Origin of the sequence: Rhizobium sp. 2YAF20, from assembly GCF_052114685.1 — a bacterium.
GTDB lineage: Bacteria > Pseudomonadota > Alphaproteobacteria > Rhizobiales > Rhizobiaceae > Rhizobium.
Window position 1 is genome coordinate 118,211 of sequence record NZ_JBFRFF010000005.1, and the last position, 16,885, is coordinate 135,095.

Here is a 16,885-nt window from a genome sequence, read left to right on the forward strand (position 1 = left end):
AAGCACTCAGTCCTCGTCAACCACCCTGAGCTTGAGAAGGCCGGTCCGGCTTTCGACTGCCCGCGGCATTTCGTCGGATGCCCCGGTCGGCTTGTCGCCGGTGGCCTCGAATTCCAGTGCCTCGATCCGCTGGCCGCGCCGGGCAAGCTTGTCGGCAGACGTCACGATCATGTCGACGTCCTTCTGCGCGTTGAGGAAGTGGCCCTGGAGCTTGCGCACGCGCTCGTCGAGACGGGAGAGATCGTCCATCAAATGCGCCACTTCTCCCTGGATCAAATGCGCCTGTTCCCTCATCCGCTGGTCCTTGAGAACCGATTGGATGACCTGGATCGACAGCATCAGCAGCGATGGCGAGACGATGACGATTCGTGCCCGATGTGCCTTCTGCACGATCGCTTCGAAATTTTCGTGGATCTCGGCGAAGATCGATTCCGAGGGGACGAACAGGAATGCCGTTTCCTGCGTCTCGCCCTGAACAAAGTATTTCTCGGAAATATCTTTGATATGCACGTCCATGTCGCGACGAAACTGCTGTGCGGCGATCTTTGCCTGCTCCGGATTGCCGGCGGCGCGGATCGAATTCCAGGCCTCGAGCGGGAATTTGGCGTCGATGACCAGCGGCGGCAATCCGTTCGGCATTCTGATCGTGCAGTCCGGTCGCGAGCCGTTGGAAAGCGTCTGCTGGAAGGCATAGGCCCCCATTGGCAGCCCGTCGGCAACGATGGTCTCCATTCGTGATTGACCGAATGCCCCGCGCGTCTGTTTGTTGGAGAGAATGGCCTGCAGGCCGACGACGTCTTTCGCCAGGGACTGGATATTCGTCTGTGCCGCATCGATGACCGCCAAACGCTCCTGCAGCCGCCGCAAGTTCTCGTGCGTCGCCTTTCCCTGTTCGTGGATCGTACTGCTCACGCGCTGCGACATGCCGTCCAGCCGCTGGTTGACCGCCTGGTTGAATTCGGATTGCCGTGATCCGAAGACTTCGGCGATCGTCGCGAGCCTCCCCTGCATCTCGGCTTGCAGGCGCAACAGCTCCGCCATGCTACGATCGGCCTCGCCGGCTTTGAGGGTGTCTTCTTCGGCCTGCCGGCGCGCCCTGCCGCTTTGCAACAGGACGTAGCCCAAGGCTGCTATCACGATGGCCGCGCCGATGATGAGTGCGGTGATCGGAACCGGATGTCCAAAGAGGATGATGACGGTGCTGTCAGGCTGGGCAATTGAGTTCATGGCAGCAGCATAGCAAAACGCATGACAATATCCAGATCAAAACGTGAACAGATTTTCAAGCCCATCACGATGATGGATTTCAAAGCAATTTGCTGCTTTTCGCCAGCCGGCACTTTCGGCACCGCCTCTAAAAATCGCGATTTTGGAGCATCTTGATAATTCCCTCCCAAACAAAGATGGGTTAAGGGAAACTTTATGACGATCAAGCCCCTCATCATTTTGCCCGATCCCCTGCTTCGCCAGGTCTCAAAGCCCATCGAACGCGTCGACGCCGAGACCAAGCGTCTTGCGCAGGATATGCTCGACACGATGTATGACGCCCCAGGCATCGGCCTGGCCGCTGTCCAGATCGGTGTCGAGCGGCGAATGCTGGTCATCGACGTTTCGCGCGAGGACGAGGAAAGGACGCCGCTGGTCTTCATCAATCCCGAAATCCTCACCTCGTCGGACGACCGCTCCGTCTATGAGGAAGGCTGCCTCTCCATCCCGGACTATTATGCGGAAGTCGAGCGGCCGGCAAAGGTCACGGTGAAATACATCGATCGCGACGGTAAGGACCAGATGGTCGAAGCCGAGGGCCTGCTTGCGACCTGCCTCCAGCATGAAATAGATCATCTGAACGGCGTCCTCTTCATCGATCATATATCGCGGCTGAAGCGCGACATGGTGATCAAGAAGTTCACCAAGGCGGCGAAAGCTAAAGCTCTCTAATTGCACGGCTGAAATTGCCAACGCCTATGATATCACTGATATCAACGGAGGATGGCTGTGGGCGATCTGTTACCACGTGGCATCGATGATGCATTGAAAGCGCAATTGCAGGAAAACACGCGCTTGAATGGCCGAAGTCTTTCGGATGAGGCAATTGATCAATTGCGAAAATCTCTGGCGAGCGGAGACCTGACCGGTGATACCACAGGAAAGCGCTTACGCGCAAATCTTGGCGACGAGAGGTTAGAAGAGGCGGAAATCGCGGCGATCGCAGCATATCGCCATCAGCCCGATCGCGCGCCGCCTCGGTTCGAGTGATGATTGTTCTTGATACGAGTGCAATATCCGAGCTGGAAGGCTGCCTGCACAGCGAGCGGCTGTTGGCATGGTTCGACGTTTTCAGATCGAAGCACTCTTTCTGACGACGATCGCTGTCGCAGAAATCCGATTTGGTCTCGCAATGTTGCCCGAAATGTAGCGCCGTACTCAACTGGCCTCCACCTTTGATCGCATCGAACTTCAGTTCGAGGGCCGTATTCTCGGATATTCATTGGCTGCAGCGCATCGGTACGGGGCTCTCTGCGCAGAGCAGAAACAGCAAGAACATATCATGGAAACCAAGGACGCCATGATCGCCGCCATCTGCCTGACCCATGGCGCAAGCCTTGCCACGCGCAACACAAAAGACGTCGAGGGGCTTGATCTCAAGCTCATAAACCCGTTTGAAGACAGCTGAACAAAACCCGACGGACGATCGAATGTCGCTCAGCATCATATTCATGGGAACGCCCGAATTTTCCGTCCCAACCCTGCGCTCGTTGGTCGATGCTGGGCACCGGGTCATTGCGGTCTATACCCAGCCGCCAAGGCCAGGCGGTCGTCGTGGGCTCGACCTGCAGAAATCGCCGGTGCACCAGGCAGCCGAGCTTCTGGGGCTGCGGGTGCTGACGCCGGTCAATTTCAGGGATCCGGAGGATCGCTGGCGGTTTCGCGAATTTGGGGCTGATGTCGCCGTCGTCGTTGCCTATGGCCTGCTGTTGCCCCAGGAGATCCTCGATGGCGCAGCACTCGGCTGCTATAACGGCCATGCCTCGCTTCTGCCGCGCTGGCGGGGTGCCGCTCCGATCCAGCGGGCCATAATGGCCGGCGACCGGAAGACGGGCATGATGGTCATGAAGATGGACAAGGGCCTGGATACGGGACCTGTTGCGCTGACCCGCGAAGTCGAGATCGGCGACACGATGACTGCGGGGGAGCTGCACGACAAGCTGATGCATGTCGGCGCCCGGGCGATGACGGAGGCGATGGTGAAGCTCGAGCTGGACGAGCTACCCCTGACGCCGCAACCGGCCGACGGTGCTGTCTACGCTGCCAAGATCGACAAGGGTGAGACCCGGATCAATTTCGCCAAGCCTGCCGCCGACGTGCACAATCACATCCGTGGCCTGTCGCCCTTTCCGGGCGCCTGGTTCGAGGCGGAGATCGCAGGCAAACTGGAGCGCATCAAGGTATTGGGCTCCGAGCTTGCCGAAGGGCAGGGGGTTGTCGGGGAGGCGCTGACCGGCGATCTGACGATTGCATGCCAGACCGGTGCTGTGCGGTTGACGATGTTGCAGAAGGCCGGCGGTAAGCCGCTTTCATCGGCCGACTTCCTGCGTGGCACACCGATCGTTGCAGGCACGAGGCTCACCTGATGCCGCGATACCGCATGACGCTCGAATATGATGGCAGGCCCTATGTCGGTTGGCAGCGTCAGAAGAATGGACATTCGGTGCAGGCAGCCGTCGAAGCGGCGATCCTGTCTTTGACGCGCGAGACGGTTCTCGTGCGCGGTGCAGGCCGCACGGATGCCGGCGTCCACGCGATGGGGCAGGTCGTTCATGCGGACCTGTCGAAGCAGTGGGAGCCGAATACGTTGCGAAATGCGCTGAACGCCTACCTGGGCCAGGCGCGCGAACGCGTATCCGTAATCGACGCCAGGCAAGTCGATGATAGTTTCGATGCACGCTTCTCAGCCCACCGTCGCCACTACCTCTACCGGATCATCAGCCGCAAGGCGCCATTGGCACTCGAAGCGCACCGGGCATGGTGGGTGTCGAGAGAGCTTGATCATGAGGCCATGCATACAGCGGCACAGACGCTGGTCGGCTACCATGATTTTACCACCTTCCGCTCGATCCACTGCCAGGCAAACAGTCCGCTCAGAACGCTCGACCGGCTCGACGTGACGCGTCAAGGCAACCTGCTCGAGATCCGCGCAACGGCGCAGAGCTTCCTCCACAATCAGATCCGCTCGTTTGCGGGAACGTTGAAAATGGTCGGTGAAGGCAAGTGGGCCATCGAGGACGTGCGCGCTGCGCTCGAAGCGCGCGACCGCAAGGCCTGCGGCCCCGTTGCCCCGCCGGAAGGCCTATACTTTATGCAGGTGGATTATCCCGACGATCCGAATGCCCGGCGAATTCGGCAGAGTGAGCAGCAGCGACCACAATGAGCCGGATCAGCGTCAAGAGCCTGGCGGATAGATGTCCAGGAAGCGCTGTAGGAAATCGGAAAGCACCATCGAAGGCACCAGCAGCACCAGCGTCAGTGCCGCGACGAACAGCGGATGCGCGCCACAGATCATTCTGAGAATACGTGCAAGCGCGAAGATCAGCGCCAGCATCAGGGCAAACCAGAGAATGGCGGTCAGCCCCGCGGAGCCGGGGACAAAGGCGATAAGCGCAATCAACAGGGCATTCAAATAGGCAAGCGGAATTCCCAGCCAGTTTACTGCAACAACGATCGGCGCAAACTTGTCGCCGATCTTGAAGATGAGCAGCAATAGCCCGGCAAGCACCAACGGCACCAGCCAGTTTGCGGCTTCCACCAGTCCAAGGCGCAGGAAGAAAGCAAGGCCCACCGACGTCTGGGGCGGCATTTCCGACAGATAGGCCTGCTGCCACCAAAGCCAGGAAATGCCGATCGGCGGCGCGCACCAGAGGATCGCCCAAAAGGAGCGCGTGACGCCACGCTCTGAGATATCGAGATAGCGGAACCCGCGCTGGTCCATGCGGATCAGCAGCCAGAGGCCGGCAAGGTAATATTGGACTTCCTTAAACGTCGGCATTCGCAAACCAGCGTTCGATGAAGGCTTCGTAGATCGCGGTCAGCGTCTCGAGGTCGGCAACGGCGACGCGTTCGTCGACCATATGCATCGTCTGGCCGACAAGACCGAACTCGACCACCGGGCAATAGTCCTTGATGAAGCGGGCGTCTGAGGTGCCGCCGGTGGTGGAAAGTCCGGGCACGCGTCCGGTAACAGTCTCGATGGCTGAGGAGAGCGAGGCGATCAGGGCGTTGTTGCGAGTGAGGAAGACATGGCTCGGCCGCTCGGCCCAGACGATGTCGTACCGCGCCGGTTCTCGTCCGTGGCGCAATGCGTGGCCGGCCGCGGTCCGGTCCAGTCGTGCAAGGATCTCGGCCTTCAGCGTTTCGGCAGTCCAGGTGTCATTGAAGCGGATATTGAAACTTGCCGTCGCTGTCGCCGGGATCACGTTGGTAGCGCTGTTGCCGACGTCGATCGTCGTGACTTCCAGGTTGGATGGCTGGAAATTGTCCGTGCCATTGTCAAACGGCGGGTCCATCAGCGCTTCAGTCAGCGCAATGATGCTGCGCACCGGATTGTCGGCCAGATGCGGGTAGGCGGCATGCCCCTGTATCCCGTGGACGGTAAGCTTGCCGGAAAGCGAACCGCGGCGGCCGATCTTGATCATATCGCCGAGCTGGTCCGGATTGGTCGGTTCGCCAACGAGGCAGGCGTCCCAGCGCTCGCCTTTCTCGGCCGCCCATTCTAACAGCTTGATCGTGCCGTTGATTGCTGGCCCTTCTTCATCGCCGGTGATCAGGAAAGAGACAGATCCGTCAGGGGCGCCACGCTTGGCAACATGGCGGGCGATCGCGGCGGAAAAGCAGGCAATACCGCCTTTCATGTCGACAGCCCCCCGGCCGTACAATTGTCCGTCAGCGATATCTGCAGCAAAGGGCGGATGGCTCCAGGACCTCTCGTTACCGACGGGCACGACATCGGTATGGCCGGCAAACATCAGATGCGGCCCGCTGCGGCCGAGCCTGGCGTAGAGGTTTTCGATGTCGGGCATGCCGGGTTCGCGCGCCGTCACCCGGTCGATTTCGAAACCGAGCGGCAACAACATGGCGGTCAGGGCAGTCATCGCGCCGCCTTCTGCCGGCGTGACGGAAGGGCATCGGATAAGGGTCTGAAGGTTGGCGACGGGATCGGTTGCGGTCATGACGAGCGATTTATCCGACGGGAAGTGGCAAAGCGATGGCAAGACAGAAAAGACTTCAAAGATTTCGCCCGTGTCTAGCGAATCGTATCCACGCTGTCATCTCTCCAGAAAGAGGTAGGCGCTCCGGCAATCCGGCACGCCCTTTGACGAGATGCGATCAGTCGCGCAAAAGCTCGTTGATGCCGGTCTTCGAGCGGGTCTGCTCGTCCACGCGCTTGACGATGACCGCGCAGTAGAGGCTCGGCTTCGGCTGGCCGTTGGCCATCGTGCCGACAGCGGGTAGGGAGCCTGCGACAACGACGGAATAAGGCGGCACTTCACCATAGGTGATTTCGCCGGTGGCGCGGTCGACGATCTTGGTCGATTTGCCGATAAACACGCCCATCCCAAGCACGGAGCCCTCGCGGACGATGCAGCCTTCGACCACCTCGGAGCGGGCGCCGATGAAGCAATTGTCCTCGATGATCGTCGGACCGGCCTGCATTGGTTCCAGAACGCCGCCGATACCGACACCGCCAGACAGATGCACATGCTTGCCGATCTGGGCGCAGGAGCCGACGGTCGCCCAGGCGTCGACCATCGTGCCCTCGCCGACATAGGCGCCGAGATTGACGAAGGACGGCATCAAGATGGCGCCCGGCGCGATAAAGGCCGAACGGCGCACGATGCAGTTCGGCACGGCGCGGATGCCTGCCTCGCGGAACCGATTTTCGCCCCAGCCTTCGAATTTCGACGGGACCTTATCCCACCAGACCGAGCCGCCCGAACCGCCTTCGATGATCTGCATGTCGTTCAGGCGGAAGGAAAGCAGTACCGCCTTCTTGAGCCACTGGTTGACCGTCCAGTTACCATCGCTTCCACGTTCCGCGACCCGCGCCTTGCCGCCGTCGAGCAGGGTCAGTGCAGTTTCCACCGCATCCCGGACCTCGCCGCGGGTCGACATATTCACATTATCGCGATTGTCGAAAGCCGCTTCGATGGTCTTTTCAAGCGAGGCAAGGTCGGTGGCGCTCATGAGAATTCCTTAAACTTCAATGGATATCGTGAAGGCCGGAAAGCGATCCGAGATCTGATCGGCGGGCCGGTGTCCTCATCTACAGCATGAGGCTGTGAAATGGAATAATCTTTCCATTTGGATTGCACTTGGATTGAAAGCGTTATCGCTGCATATCCCCTTGTGCGCGCGAATGCGGAAACGCAAGCAGTCTCTGCGGCATAGTTCTTGAAAGGCATAGAAATGGCAAAGGCGAAAAACGGCAAGCTGCGGCGCAAGGACGGTGTATGGGACCCGTTAAAGACCAGCTCCGCCGACAAGCAGCGCGCCGAGGCCGTCCAGAAGACGCCGCAGTCGCTCTCGCCCTCCTATCGGCTCGCCTATGCCGACGAGGATTTTCTCTGCCGTGAGGAACTGCGGCCAATCCGCCTGCAGCTCGAGTTCTTGAAGACGGAGATGATGCTGACCGAGCGCGGCATCAAGTCGACCGTCGTCATGTTCGGAGGCGCCCGCATTCCCGCTCCCGGTCAGAGCGCCTGGGCGGGACGCAACGACGTGCAGCGCGCCAATCTGGAGGCGGCATCCGTCTATTATGACGAGGCGCGGAAATTCGCGCGGCTTTGCTCACGCTATTCCGCCGGCTTCGACTTTCACGAATATGTCGTCGTGACCGGCGGCGGCCCCGGCGTTATGGAGGCAGGTAACCGCGGCGCCTCGGACGTCGGCGCGCCGTCGATCGGTCTCAACATCGTGCTGCCGCACGAGCAGGCGCCGAATGCCTATGTCACGCCGGAGCTCAGCTTCAATTTCCACTATTTCGCCATCCGCAAGATGCATTTCATGGTGCGGGCAAAGGCGATTGCCGTCTTTCCCGGCGGCTTCGGCACCATGGACGAATTCTTCGAGTGCCTGACGCTGATCCAGACCGGGCGGATGGAAAGGCTGCCGCTCATCCTGTTCGGCGAGGCTTTCTGGCGCAAGATCATAAACTTCGAAGCGCTCGCCGAATTCGGCACCATCGCCCCCGACGACGTCAAGCTCATCAGCTTCGTCGATACCGCCGAGCAGGCCTGGAAGATCGTCGCCGACTTCTACGAGCATTGATAAAACGAACAGGCCCGCCGTCGCAGCACGTGGCGGGCCTTTCGGTCGTCATTGCGAAGCTCCGCTGGACTAGAGCAGCGGGAAATTCGGCATGTCGTCGAGCGAGATGAAGCCGTCATGGTTGCGGTCCATGCGGTCGAACAGCTTGTCCATGGCAGCCTCCGCTTCCTGCTTGCTGATCTGGCCGTTTTCATCCGTGTCGGCCCGGTGGAACAACATCGCCTCGCGCATCATGCCGGCTTCGCGCATACCATGCGGGCGGCCGTGACGTTCAGGCCTACCGCCATTCTCGTCATTCTGGGCCTGATCGTCGGCGCCCTTCGTCTTGTCGTCACCCATCTTGGCGCGATCGGCCTTCCACTCCTTCATCCGCGCTTCATGATAGGCGCGAAGTTCGCCCGGCGTGATCGAGCCGTCCTTGTTGGTGTCGATCTCGTCGAAGATCTTGTCGACGCCGGCCTTGGCCTCGTCCTTCGAGATTTTCATGTCGCCATTGGTGTCGAACTGCTTGAGCATCCTCACATAGATGACTTCCGGAGGCATGCCGTGAAACCGTCCGGGGCCATGCCCGTCGCGTCCGTCGTGCCCGCGGGGCGCTGCAAAGCTTGCACCAGCGGCTGCGCCGACTAAGAGAGTTGCCGAAACGGCGGCCACAAGAATCTTTTTCCCGTTCATCGCTTTTTTCCTTTGATTGCCGAAGCACACTCAGACGGTAGGGCGGAACCGGAAAAACAACCAATTAAACATCGGTAAGATGGATTAAACTTTTGTAATATCTAATAAATCCGCTCAGACAAGCGCTTGGAGAAACGCGGTCAGATCATCGGTAATATAGTCGATATGATCGTCGCCGTCGTCTCGTCGTTCCCACCATTCGGTGAATGTCCCTTCGAGATTTTGCGGCACCAAAAGGACGGTCCGCATCCCGAGCACCTTCGGCACATTCAAGTTGCGCGGCAGGTCTTCGAACATGGCGGCATTGTTCGTGTCGATGCGATGAAGGCTTGCAAACTTGTCATAGGTGCTGCCGGCGGGCTTTGGAACATATTCGGCCGCAACGATGTCGAAGATATCGTCGAAATGGTCGAGAATGCCAAGCGCGCCGGCGGTTGCCTGCGCATGCCCAACGCTGCCGTTGGTGAAGATGAACTTGYGGCCGGGAAGGGCTTTGATTGCCGCTGCCAGCTCGGGCTGCGGTTCGAGACCGGTGTAGTCGATCGCATGCGCTTTTTCGAGGAACTCATCGGGATCGACCCCATGATGGATCATCAGTCCCTGAAGCGTCGTGCCGTGCTCGAGGTAATATTGCTTCTGCAATATCCGCGCGGCATCGCGGTCCAGCTTGAGCAACGCCGCAACATAGGCCGTCATGTTGCGGTCGATCTGCGAGAACAGGTCGACGTGGTGCGGATAGAGCGTGTTGTCGAGGTCGAACACCCAGTCGCGGACGTGCGAGAAATCGGTCTTGGCGGGTAAGGTTTTTATCTCTGTCATGGCGGCTCTTATGACACGGGTAGCAAGGCGTGCAAAACGGAAATCGCGGTTACCAGTCATCATTGATACGTCGCCGGATGCGGGCTAGAACTCAAGTCCGGCGAAAATACGAGGGAGGAATCGTGATGGAGCAGGCAAACAAGGCTGAGGATTTTGCGCGACTGCACCAGAAGGGCAATCCGCTCGTCCTTTACAACATCTGGGACGCCGGAAGCGCCGGCGCGGTGACAAAAGGCGGAGCCAAGGCGCTTGCCACGGGAAGCTGGTCGGTTGCAGCAGCCCAGGGGTTTGGCGATGGTGAGGCGCTCCCGCTCACACTGCTTGCTGACATCGTTCGGCTGATTTCCCGCGCAACTGACTTGCCGCTCACTGTCGATTTCGAAGGCGGCTTTGCGCTTGATCCCGACGATGTCGCCGCCAATGTCTCGATGATTGCCGATTGCGGCGCCGTCGGGATAAATTTCGAGGACCAGGTCATCGGCGGGCAGGGTGTGCATTCGATCGCTGCTCAGTCGGCCCGCATCCGGGCCATTCGCGATATGGCGGAGAGGCGCGAGATGCCGTTCTTCGTCAATGCGCGCACCGATCTTTTCCTAAAGGAGAAGGATGCAACGAAGCACGCCGCCCTGATCGACGACGCGGTCCTTCGAGCATCGGCCTATGCTGCAGCCGGCGCCAGTGGCTTCTTCGCGCCCGGCCTTGCCGATGCCGATCTGATCGGAAAGCTCTGCGATCGCGTGACCCTGCCCGTCAACATCATGATGTTTTCGGGCGTCCCTGATCGATCGACCCTTGCAAGCCTCGGGGTCGGCCGCATCAGCTACGGTCCGGGACCATATCGCGCGATGATCGAAAGGCTGAAGAACGAAGCCGCTGAGATCTATGGAACCACAGCGGGTTAGGGAACGATAAGCGTACCTGCGCCAAGCTCGGTGAATATCTCGAGTAGGACCGCGTGGGCGGTCTTGCCGTTCAGGATGACGACGCCCTGGACGCCGGCCTGGATTGCCTCGATGCAGGTCTCGACCTTGGGGATCATTCCACCGGAGATCGTGCCGTCCTTGATGAGGGCGTGGGCCTCGGACACTGAGAGCTCCTTGATCAGCTCGCCGTTCCTGTTGAGCACGCCGGGCACGTCGGTGAGGAACAGCAGGCGCGTCGCCTTCAGCGAACCGGCGATCGCGCCGGCAAATGTATCGGCGTTGATATTGTAGGTGGCACCGTCGCGGCCGGGTGCGACCGGAGCGATGACCGGGATCATCTCCGATTTCGCCAGAAGATCGAGCAAGGTGCGGTCAACCTCGACAACCTCGCCGACGAAGCCGAGATCGAGAACCCGCTCGATGTTGCTATCCGGATCAACGACCGTCTTTCTCGCCTTTTCGGCAAAGACCATGTTGCCGTCCTTGCCGCAAAGACCGATCGCCCATTCGCCGGTCTGGTTGATCAGCATGACGATCTCTTTGTTGATCGAGCCCGCCAGCACCATCTCGACGATTTCCACCGTCTTCTGGTCCGTCACGCGCAGGCCCGCCTCGAACTTCGATTCGATGCCCATCTTGGTCAGCATGGAGCCGATTTGCGGGCCACCGCCGTGAACCACGATCGGGTTGACGCCGGACTGCTTCAACAGCGCGATATCGGCTGCGAACGCCTTGCCAAGTTCGACATCGCCCATAGCATGGCCGCCATACTTCACCACGATCGTCTTGTTTTCGTAGCGTTGCATGTATGGTAGAGCCTGGGCCAGCAGACGTGCTTGTGTTTCGCTTTCAGACTCGGTCATGGGACACCCCGCAGGAATTGATCGCGGCGTTTTATCCCAAGTTTTTGACAGATGGAATAACGACGATGCGATTAGTTTTGAAGCCGTGCACCGTTGCTTCCATCGAGCCGGAAACCTTTGACATTCGCCTTGCCCGCCATAGGTTTTCTTCTAATATGCGTCGCTTCGAGGGAGCGGGGAATTTTGATTGGCCAGTGACGATGTCGCCGTTCTCATCAGCCGCGTGGCGCTGCGCGAACAGAGCGCCTTTTCAGAGCTTTACAACAAGACCAGCCCGAAACTTTTCGGCGTCTGCCTGCGTATCTTGAAAGACAGGACAGATGCCGAGGAGGTGCTTCAGGAGGTCTTCGTGAAAATATGGCAGCGTGCCGACCGGTATGTCGCGTCGGACAATCCTGCCATGCCCTGGCTGATGGCAATCGCCCGCAATCAGTCCATAGATGCCATTCGGGCGCGAAAGCCTGTCGCCGACGAAATAGACTCAGCGTACGATCTTGCCGATAGCCAGCCGGACCCCGAAAGCCAGGCTGTGAACAAGGGCGAGGGAAGGCGGATTGACAGCTGCATGGAAGAGTTGGAAGCTGATCGGGCGAAGGCGGTCCGTGGCGCTTATGTCGAGGGTCTCAGCTATCAGGAACTTGCCGATCAATTCGCCGTGCCGCTGAATACGATGCGGACTTGGCTGCGCCGCAGCCTGCTACGACTGAGAGAGTGCATGGACCGATGAGTTCACCTGACCAAAGCAAGGGAGACCGCTCCCGCGACGAAGTGCTCGCAGGCGAGTATGTTCTCGGCGTCCTTTCTTTGGAGGACAGGCAGAAGGTCGAGCGACGGATGCGCAGCGACCGGCCATTTGCAGCGATCGTCAGCCGCTGGGAACAGAACCTCTCGACCTTCAATGATGAATATGAAGCTTTGATGCCGTCTTTGTCGGTCTTTCCGAAGGTCGAGCGCCGCATATTCGGTGATGCCGGTTCGACTAAGGGTTTTTACGGCCGACTTTGGAGTTCGCTTCTCCTTTGGAGGTCCGTCGCGATTGCCTCGCTGGTTATTACCGCTGCCATGATAGCGACGAACGCCAATATCACTGCCCTGTCGCCGCGCAACAAGCCGCTCGTAGCAGCGCTTGGCGCGGAAAATAGCGCCATCAATCTGGTGGCGTCCTATGATGCAGCGAGCGGGCATCTGAAGGTGACGCCGGTCGCGGCTGGCAAGCCGGAGGAAAAGTCGTTGCAGCTTTGGCTCATTCGCGGCAGCAATCCGGCCCAATCGCTCGGCGTCCTGCCGCAGACGGGCGAAGGCGAGATCGCCATTCCCCAGGGCATTCGCAGTCAGCTCTCCGAGGGCGTCATCCTGGCCGTCAGCGTCGAACCCTTCGGCGGCTCGCCAACCGGCAAGCCGACGGGCCCAGTTGTCGCCTCCGGTGCCGTGCACCTTCCCTAAATCCGTGTAGAACACCCGCTCTGTGACAGCTCTGGCGCATGCCGGGGGCGCTTGGCGTTTGCGGATTTCTCATCCCTTTTAGCCTTCACACGAATATCTCGATTTTGCTGAAACTCTTTTTCCGGGCCGGCCGTATCTCCTACGTCCGGGGCAGCAGAGGGCATGGTCAAGACCAGCCACGTCGCGGGTAACAAAGTTCGCATGTGTGAATTCAAAGAGAGGAAGAGGAACACCCAATGATCAAGACCACGCTCCGCATTCTGGCTGTCGCAGCAGTCGTGTCGGGAGGCACCTGCGACGCCTTTGCAAAAAATCCCGTGGTGGGCGGGGCGCCGATGTACGCCACCAAGAACATCGTCGAGAACGCCGTCAATTCCAAGGATCACACGACGCTCGTCGCCGCCGTCAAGGCTGCCGGCCTCGTCGATACCCTTGAAGGCAAAGGCCCCTTCACGGTTTTCGCGCCAACCAATGAAGCTTTCGACAAGCTTCCCCCGGGCACGGTGCAGACCCTGCTGAAGCCTGAGAATAAGGCAAAGCTCGCCAAGATCCTCACCTGCCATGTCGTTTCCGGCGATGAGATGTCTTCCGCCATCAAGAAGATGGTGATGGGTGCTGGCGGCGAATACGACGTCAAGACCGTCGGCGGCTGCGTGCTCAAGGCCATGGATAAGGGTGGCAAGATCACGCTTACGGACGAAGCCGGCGGCATCGCCCACGTGACCATCGCCGACGTCAAGCAGTCGAACGGCGTCATCCACGTCGTCGATAAGGTTCTGCTGCCGAAGATGTAATCATTGTCGGCAATGGAGCCGCCGCCCCTGGGGTCAGGGGCGGCGGTTTTTTTGGCTATAGGGTAATGCCGACGGTCTCGCGAATGGCTTGTCGCAGCTCGTCGAGGCCTTCGGTCTTTTCTGAAGAGGTCGCCAGTATGTCCGGGTAGGCGGCTGGCCGCTTTCGGATCTTTTCCTTGGTATCGGCCAACAACCTGGGCATTCCCGAGACATGGATCTTATCGGTCTTGGTCAGCACCACCTGATAGGACACGGCAGCCTTGTCGAGCAGCGTCATCACGTCCTCGTCGTTCTTCTTGATGCCGTGGCGGCTGTCGATCAAGAGATAAACGCGCTTGAGGGTCGAGCGCCCGCGCAGATAGTCGAACACCAGCTTCGTCCACGCCTCGACATGCTCCTTCGGCGCCTGCGCGTAGCCATAGCCTGGCATGTCGACCAGCGCCATCGGCGGCAAGTCGCCGCCTTCGCCGGAAAAGCCGTCGGGAACGAAATAGTTGAGTTCCTGCGTGCGGCCCGGCGTATTGGAAGTGCGAGCGAGGCCCTTGTGACCGACGAGAGCATTGATCAGCGACGACTTGCCGACATTCGAGCGGCCGGCGAATGCAATCTCGAGCGGCCCCTCGGGCGGCAGGAATTTCATCGCCGGCACGCCGCGAATGAAAATCCACGGTCGCCCGAAGATCGGCTTGTCGTTCTTTGCGGTTTCGTCGGCCATGCGCTCGCGATCTCTTGTTATTTGGGCCGATGAATTCACGGTTTTGGCCCTGAATGTCAAGTTCAGCGCCGAACTCGCCATGCAGCCGGGTTCTGTCAAAAGAAAACCCCGGACTTTGCCGGGGTTCTCAAAGCTATTTTGTTTCGGCCGGTTTTCGTCGGAACAGATTGCGGACGTTGTCGAACAGTTCGACCTTCACGCCATGCCGCTTCATGATGATCGACTGCTGGATCACCGAGAGCGTGTTGTTCCATGCCCAGTAGATCACGAGGCCGGCCGGGAAGCTCGACAGCATGAACATGAATACCAGCGGCATCCAGTTGAAGATCATCGCCTGGGTCGGGTCTGGCGGCGTCGGGTTCATGCGCATCTGCAGGAACATCGTCACGCCCATGATCAGCGGCCATACACCGAGGTGCAGCATGGTCGGCGCTTCGAACGGCAATGCCCCGAACAGGTTAACGAACGAGGTCGGATCCGGAGCCGAGAGGTCGCGGATCCAGCCAAAGAACGGCGCATGCCGCATCTCGATAGTGATGTAGATCACTTTATAGAGCGAGAAGAAGATCGGGATCTGCAGCGCGATCGGCCAGCAGCCGGCGACAGGGTTGATCTTCTCTTCCTTGTAGAGCTGCATCGTGGCCTGCTGCAGCCCCATCTTGTCGTCGCCGAACTTGGCCTTCAGTTCCTCCATCTTCGGCTGCATGCGCTTCATGTTCGCCATCGAAGCGTACTGCTTGCTGGCGAGCGGGAAGAACAGCGTCTTGACGACGATGGTGGTGCAAAGGATGGCGACGCCGAAGTTGCCGAAGAAGCGATAGAAGAAGTCCATGAGCTTGAACATCGGCTTGGTGATGAAATAGAACCAGCCCCAGTCGATTAGGCGGTCGAAGCGCGGGATCGAGTAGCTCTGCTCGTACTGGTCGATGACCGGCACTTCCTTGGCGCCGGCAAAGACGAGGTTTTTCAGGTCGACGGATTGGCCGGGAGCGACAGTGACCGCATCCTGCTTGTAATCAGCCTGGAAGCGCGGCTGGCCGTCGGTGAAGTGCGAGAAGCGCGCGTTGTAGGCCGTCGTCTGCGGCGGGACCATGGTCGCCGCCCAATACTTGTCGGTAATGCCGAGCCAGCCACCCGTCGCCTTCGCGGGTTCGACGTTTTCCTTCTCGACTGCCGCATATTTGCTTTCGAGTAGGCCGTCCTCGCCGATGACGCCGATGAAGCCTTCATGCAGGACGTAGGTCGATGCGACCAGAGGCTTGTTGTAGCGGATGACGCGGCCGTAGCTTGAAAGCGTGACCGGCTGTTGGCCGCCATTGCTGATCTTGTCGGCGATGGTGAACATGTAATGTTCGTCGACCGAGATCGTGCGATTGAACGTGATGCCCTTGTCGTTGGTATAGCTCAGCGTGACCGGCGTTTTTTCGGTCAGTTTGTCGCCGCTTGCAACTTTCCACACCGTCGCCGGCCCGGGGGTAGCACCGGAGTTGTCGCCACCGATATAGCCGAGCTCGGTGAAATAGCCGTCCTTGGTCTCGGCCGGGCTGAAGAGGGTGATGATCGGGCTCGTCTTATCGACGGTCTCGCGGTAGCCCTTGAGCTTCAGGTCGTCGAGCCGTGCGCCGGCAAGATTGATCGAGCCGGAAAGCGCAGCTGTGTCGATCGTGACGCGCGGGGTCTTTGCAAGTGCCTCTTCGAGCGTCTGCGCTGTCGGCGCTGCCTGGCCTGCGGGAAGGGCACCGCTGGCAGCGGTGTTTGCAGCCGACGTCTGGGCGTTGGCGGGTGTTGTTTGTTCCGTCTGATGCTGCTGCGCCTTGGCGATCGCTTCGGCCTTGCGCTGCGCTTCGATACGCGGATTCATATAGAGAAACTGCCAGGCGAGAACGATCAGCACCGACAGGCCGATCGCGATGAAGTAATTGCGGTTCTTTTCCATCATTCTTTCCTGGAGCGGTCCGGTTGCGGCCGGCGGTGTTTCGGCTTCGCTTCGACGCGGGCAGCCAACTCGCGGGCCAGCGCATCGAAGGGCGCGGTCAATACGTCGCGCCGAGCGACAACCACATAGTCGTGTCCGGGCTGCATTGCAAACCCGGCATGTAGCCGCACCGCTTCTTTCAGCCGGCGGCGCATGCGGTTGCGTTCCACTGCGTTCCCGTGCTTTTTGGTTACGGTAAAGCCGACGCGTGGCTCTGCCTCGGGCAAGTTGCGGTCCAGCGCTTCAATGAGGAAAAAATTTCCCCGGCGCTTTTCGCCTGCACGGACGGCAAGAAACTGCGGCCGGCTTTTCAGCCGCCCGACAGTCTTATCTGGTTGTGCATTCGTCATTCGCCC

20 protein-coding genes and 1 pseudogene are annotated in these 16,885 nt (G+C 59.6%); 10 read left to right on the forward strand and 11 right to left on the reverse strand.

Features of this window, described 5'->3' with window-relative positions; all coding sequences use genetic code 11:
* Positions 1-6: 6 nt before the first annotated feature.
* Both AB4Z52_RS09735 and AB4Z52_RS09740 read right to left on the reverse strand, forming a co-directional pair.
* Positions 7-1,227 carry a DNA recombination protein RmuC gene (locus AB4Z52_RS09735; protein WP_442217704.1) on the reverse strand — a complete coding sequence of 407 codons (1,221 nt, stop codon included), beginning with the start codon at positions 1,225-1,227 and terminating at the stop codon, positions 7-9.
* Positions 1,224-1,433, reverse strand: coding sequence for a hypothetical protein (locus AB4Z52_RS09740; RefSeq protein ID WP_442217705.1), 210 nt, complete (start codon positions 1,431-1,433; stop codon positions 1,224-1,226). Before AB4Z52_RS09740 ends, AB4Z52_RS09735 begins: the two co-directional genes overlap by 4 nt.
* Between AB4Z52_RS09740 and def the strand changes: the two genes are divergently transcribed.
* From def to truA, 5 genes and pseudogenes are all read left to right on the forward strand, one after another.
* Positions 1,423-1,938: a peptide deformylase gene (def, locus tag AB4Z52_RS09745; protein WP_442217706.1), complete on the forward strand. Its 516-nt coding sequence runs from the start codon at positions 1,423-1,425 to the stop codon at positions 1,936-1,938. The genes AB4Z52_RS09740 and def overlap by 11 nt on opposite strands.
* Before the next feature lie 51 nt (positions 1,939-1,989).
* Positions 1,990-2,256 carry a FitA-like ribbon-helix-helix domain-containing protein gene (locus AB4Z52_RS09750; RefSeq protein ID WP_442217707.1) on the forward strand — a complete coding sequence of 89 codons (267 nt, stop codon included), beginning with the start codon at positions 1,990-1,992 and terminating at the stop codon, positions 2,254-2,256.
* Positions 2,256-2,674 (forward strand): annotated as a pseudogene (locus tag AB4Z52_RS09755) (type II toxin-antitoxin system VapC family toxin). The gene AB4Z52_RS09750 and the pseudogene AB4Z52_RS09755 overlap by 1 nt, the downstream one beginning before the upstream one ends.
* 22 nt (positions 2,675-2,696) lie before the next feature.
* Positions 2,697-3,632: a methionyl-tRNA formyltransferase gene (gene fmt, locus AB4Z52_RS09760; protein WP_442217708.1), complete on the forward strand. Its 936-nt coding sequence runs from the start codon at positions 2,697-2,699 to the stop codon at positions 3,630-3,632.
* Positions 3,632-4,429 carry a tRNA pseudouridine(38-40) synthase TruA gene (gene truA / locus AB4Z52_RS09765; protein WP_442217709.1) on the forward strand — a complete coding sequence of 266 codons (798 nt, stop codon included), beginning with the start codon at positions 3,632-3,634 and terminating at the stop codon, positions 4,427-4,429. The genes fmt and truA overlap by 1 nt, the downstream gene beginning before the upstream one ends.
* Positions 4,430-4,441: 12 nt before the next feature.
* Here the strand turns inward: truA and AB4Z52_RS09770 are convergent, their stop codons facing one another.
* The 3 genes from AB4Z52_RS09770 to dapD all read right to left on the reverse strand — a co-directional run bounded on the left by AB4Z52_RS09770 (position 4,442) and on the right by dapD (position 7,239).
* On the reverse strand, positions 4,442-5,044 hold the full coding sequence (locus AB4Z52_RS09770; protein WP_442217710.1) for a hypothetical protein: 603 nt from the start codon (positions 5,042-5,044) through the stop codon (positions 4,442-4,444).
* Positions 5,031-6,224 (reverse strand): succinyl-diaminopimelate desuccinylase, encoded by a 1,194-nt coding sequence (dapE, locus tag AB4Z52_RS09775; RefSeq protein ID WP_442217711.1) that lies wholly within the window; start codon positions 6,222-6,224, stop codon positions 5,031-5,033. Before dapE ends, AB4Z52_RS09770 begins: the two co-directional genes overlap by 14 nt.
* Before the next feature lie 157 nt (positions 6,225-6,381).
* Positions 6,382-7,239 carry a 2,3,4,5-tetrahydropyridine-2,6-dicarboxylate N-succinyltransferase gene (gene dapD, locus AB4Z52_RS09780; RefSeq protein WP_442217712.1) on the reverse strand — a complete coding sequence of 286 codons (858 nt, stop codon included), beginning with the start codon at positions 7,237-7,239 and terminating at the stop codon, positions 6,382-6,384.
* Positions 7,240-7,461: 222 nt separating this feature from the next.
* On the opposite strand from dapD, the gene AB4Z52_RS09785 reads away from it, so the two are divergent.
* On the forward strand, positions 7,462-8,322 hold the full coding sequence (locus AB4Z52_RS09785; RefSeq protein WP_442217713.1) for an LOG family protein: 861 nt from the start codon (positions 7,462-7,464) through the stop codon (positions 8,320-8,322).
* 69 nt (positions 8,323-8,391) lie between these two features.
* Here the strand turns inward: AB4Z52_RS09785 and AB4Z52_RS09790 are convergent, their stop codons facing one another.
* The gene (locus AB4Z52_RS09790; RefSeq protein ID WP_442217714.1) at positions 8,392-8,997 is read right to left on the reverse strand and encodes an EF-hand domain-containing protein; all 606 of its coding nucleotides are present in this window, start codon (positions 8,995-8,997) and stop codon (positions 8,392-8,394) included.
* Between the two features lie 114 nt (positions 8,998-9,111).
* Complete coding sequence (locus AB4Z52_RS09795; protein ID WP_442217715.1) at positions 9,112-9,816, reverse strand: pyrimidine 5'-nucleotidase; 705 nt, start codon at positions 9,814-9,816, stop codon at positions 9,112-9,114.
* A gap of 125 nt (positions 9,817-9,941) precedes the next feature.
* Here AB4Z52_RS09795 and AB4Z52_RS09800 point away from each other — a divergent pair, with 125 nt between their 5' ends.
* On the forward strand, positions 9,942-10,718 hold the full coding sequence (locus AB4Z52_RS09800; RefSeq protein WP_442217716.1) for an isocitrate lyase/PEP mutase family protein: 777 nt from the start codon (positions 9,942-9,944) through the stop codon (positions 10,716-10,718).
* Here AB4Z52_RS09800 and argB read toward each other — a convergent pair.
* Complete coding sequence (gene argB / locus AB4Z52_RS09805; protein WP_442217717.1) at positions 10,715-11,602, reverse strand: acetylglutamate kinase; 888 nt, start codon at positions 11,600-11,602, stop codon at positions 10,715-10,717. The genes AB4Z52_RS09800 and argB overlap by 4 nt on opposite strands.
* Positions 11,603-11,789: 187 nt before the next feature.
* Between argB and AB4Z52_RS09810 the strand changes: the two genes are divergently transcribed.
* From AB4Z52_RS09810 to AB4Z52_RS09820, 3 genes are all read left to right on the forward strand, one after another.
* Complete coding sequence (locus AB4Z52_RS09810; RefSeq protein WP_442217718.1) at positions 11,790-12,329, forward strand: sigma-70 family RNA polymerase sigma factor; 540 nt, start codon at positions 11,790-11,792, stop codon at positions 12,327-12,329.
* The gene (locus AB4Z52_RS09815; RefSeq protein ID WP_442217719.1) at positions 12,326-13,045 is read left to right on the forward strand and encodes an anti-sigma factor; all 720 of its coding nucleotides are present in this window, start codon (positions 12,326-12,328) and stop codon (positions 13,043-13,045) included. Before AB4Z52_RS09810 ends, AB4Z52_RS09815 begins: the two co-directional genes overlap by 4 nt.
* Before the next feature lie 236 nt (positions 13,046-13,281).
* Entirely contained in the window at positions 13,282-13,839 is a 558-nt protein-coding gene (locus AB4Z52_RS09820) for a fasciclin domain-containing protein (RefSeq protein WP_442217720.1), read from the forward strand.
* Between the two features lie 55 nt (positions 13,840-13,894).
* On the opposite strand, the gene yihA is transcribed toward AB4Z52_RS09820, so the two are convergent.
* The 3 genes from yihA to rnpA all read right to left on the reverse strand — a co-directional run bounded on the left by yihA (position 13,895) and on the right by rnpA (position 16,879).
* Positions 13,895-14,554: a ribosome biogenesis GTP-binding protein YihA/YsxC gene (gene yihA / locus AB4Z52_RS09825; RefSeq protein WP_442217721.1), complete on the reverse strand. Its 660-nt coding sequence runs from the start codon at positions 14,552-14,554 to the stop codon at positions 13,895-13,897.
* A 133-nt stretch (positions 14,555-14,687) separates the two neighbouring features.
* Complete coding sequence (yidC, locus tag AB4Z52_RS09830) at positions 14,688-16,490, reverse strand: membrane protein insertase YidC (protein ID WP_442217722.1); 1,803 nt, start codon at positions 16,488-16,490, stop codon at positions 14,688-14,690.
* Positions 16,490-16,879: a ribonuclease P protein component gene (gene rnpA / locus AB4Z52_RS09835; protein ID WP_442217723.1), complete on the reverse strand. Its 390-nt coding sequence runs from the start codon at positions 16,877-16,879 to the stop codon at positions 16,490-16,492. Before rnpA ends, yidC begins: the two co-directional genes overlap by 1 nt.
* Positions 16,880-16,885 lie beyond the last annotated feature (6 nt).

Bases quoted from the DNA above. Each gene is read 5' to 3' on its own strand.
- AB4Z52_RS09770 (WP_442217710.1), bottom strand. From the start codon at position 5,044: ATGCCGACGTTTAAGGAAGTCCAATATTACCTTGCCGGCCTCTGGCTG.
- yidC (WP_442217722.1), bottom strand. From the start codon at position 16,490: ATGGAAAAGAACCGCAATTACTTCATCGCGATCGGCCTGTCGGTGCTG.
- AB4Z52_RS09785 (WP_442217713.1), top strand. From the start codon at position 7,462: ATGGCAAAGGCGAAAAACGGCAAGCTGCGGCGCAAGGACGGTGTATGG.
- AB4Z52_RS09790 (WP_442217714.1), bottom strand. From the start codon at position 8,997: ATGAACGGGAAAAAGATTCTTGTGGCCGCCGTTTCGGCAACTCTCTTA.
- dapE (WP_442217711.1), bottom strand. From the start codon at position 6,224: ATGACCGCAACCGATCCCGTCGCCAACCTTCAGACCCTTATCCGATGC.
- rnpA (WP_442217723.1), bottom strand. From the start codon at position 16,879: ATGACGAATGCACAACCAGATAAGACTGTCGGGCGGCTGAAAAGCCGG.
- def (WP_442217706.1), top strand. From the start codon at position 1,423: ATGACGATCAAGCCCCTCATCATTTTGCCCGATCCCCTGCTTCGCCAG.
- argB (WP_442217717.1), bottom strand. From the start codon at position 11,602: ATGACCGAGTCTGAAAGCGAAACACAAGCACGTCTGCTGGCCCAGGCT.
- AB4Z52_RS09815 (WP_442217719.1), top strand. From the start codon at position 12,326: ATGAGTTCACCTGACCAAAGCAAGGGAGACCGCTCCCGCGACGAAGTG.
- AB4Z52_RS09800 (WP_442217716.1), top strand. From the start codon at position 9,942: ATGGAGCAGGCAAACAAGGCTGAGGATTTTGCGCGACTGCACCAGAAG.
- AB4Z52_RS09750 (WP_442217707.1), top strand. From the start codon at position 1,990: ATGGCTGTGGGCGATCTGTTACCACGTGGCATCGATGATGCATTGAAA.
- dapD (WP_442217712.1), bottom strand. From the start codon at position 7,239: ATGAGCGCCACCGACCTTGCCTCGCTTGAAAAGACCATCGAAGCGGCT.
- truA (WP_442217709.1), top strand. From the start codon at position 3,632: ATGCCGCGATACCGCATGACGCTCGAATATGATGGCAGGCCCTATGTC.
- AB4Z52_RS09820 (WP_442217720.1), top strand. From the start codon at position 13,282: ATGATCAAGACCACGCTCCGCATTCTGGCTGTCGCAGCAGTCGTGTCG.
- fmt (WP_442217708.1), top strand. From the start codon at position 2,697: ATGTCGCTCAGCATCATATTCATGGGAACGCCCGAATTTTCCGTCCCA.
- AB4Z52_RS09735 (WP_442217704.1), bottom strand. From the start codon at position 1,227: ATGAACTCAATTGCCCAGCCTGACAGCACCGTCATCATCCTCTTTGGA.
- yihA (WP_442217721.1), bottom strand. From the start codon at position 14,554: ATGGCCGACGAAACCGCAAAGAACGACAAGCCGATCTTCGGGCGACCG.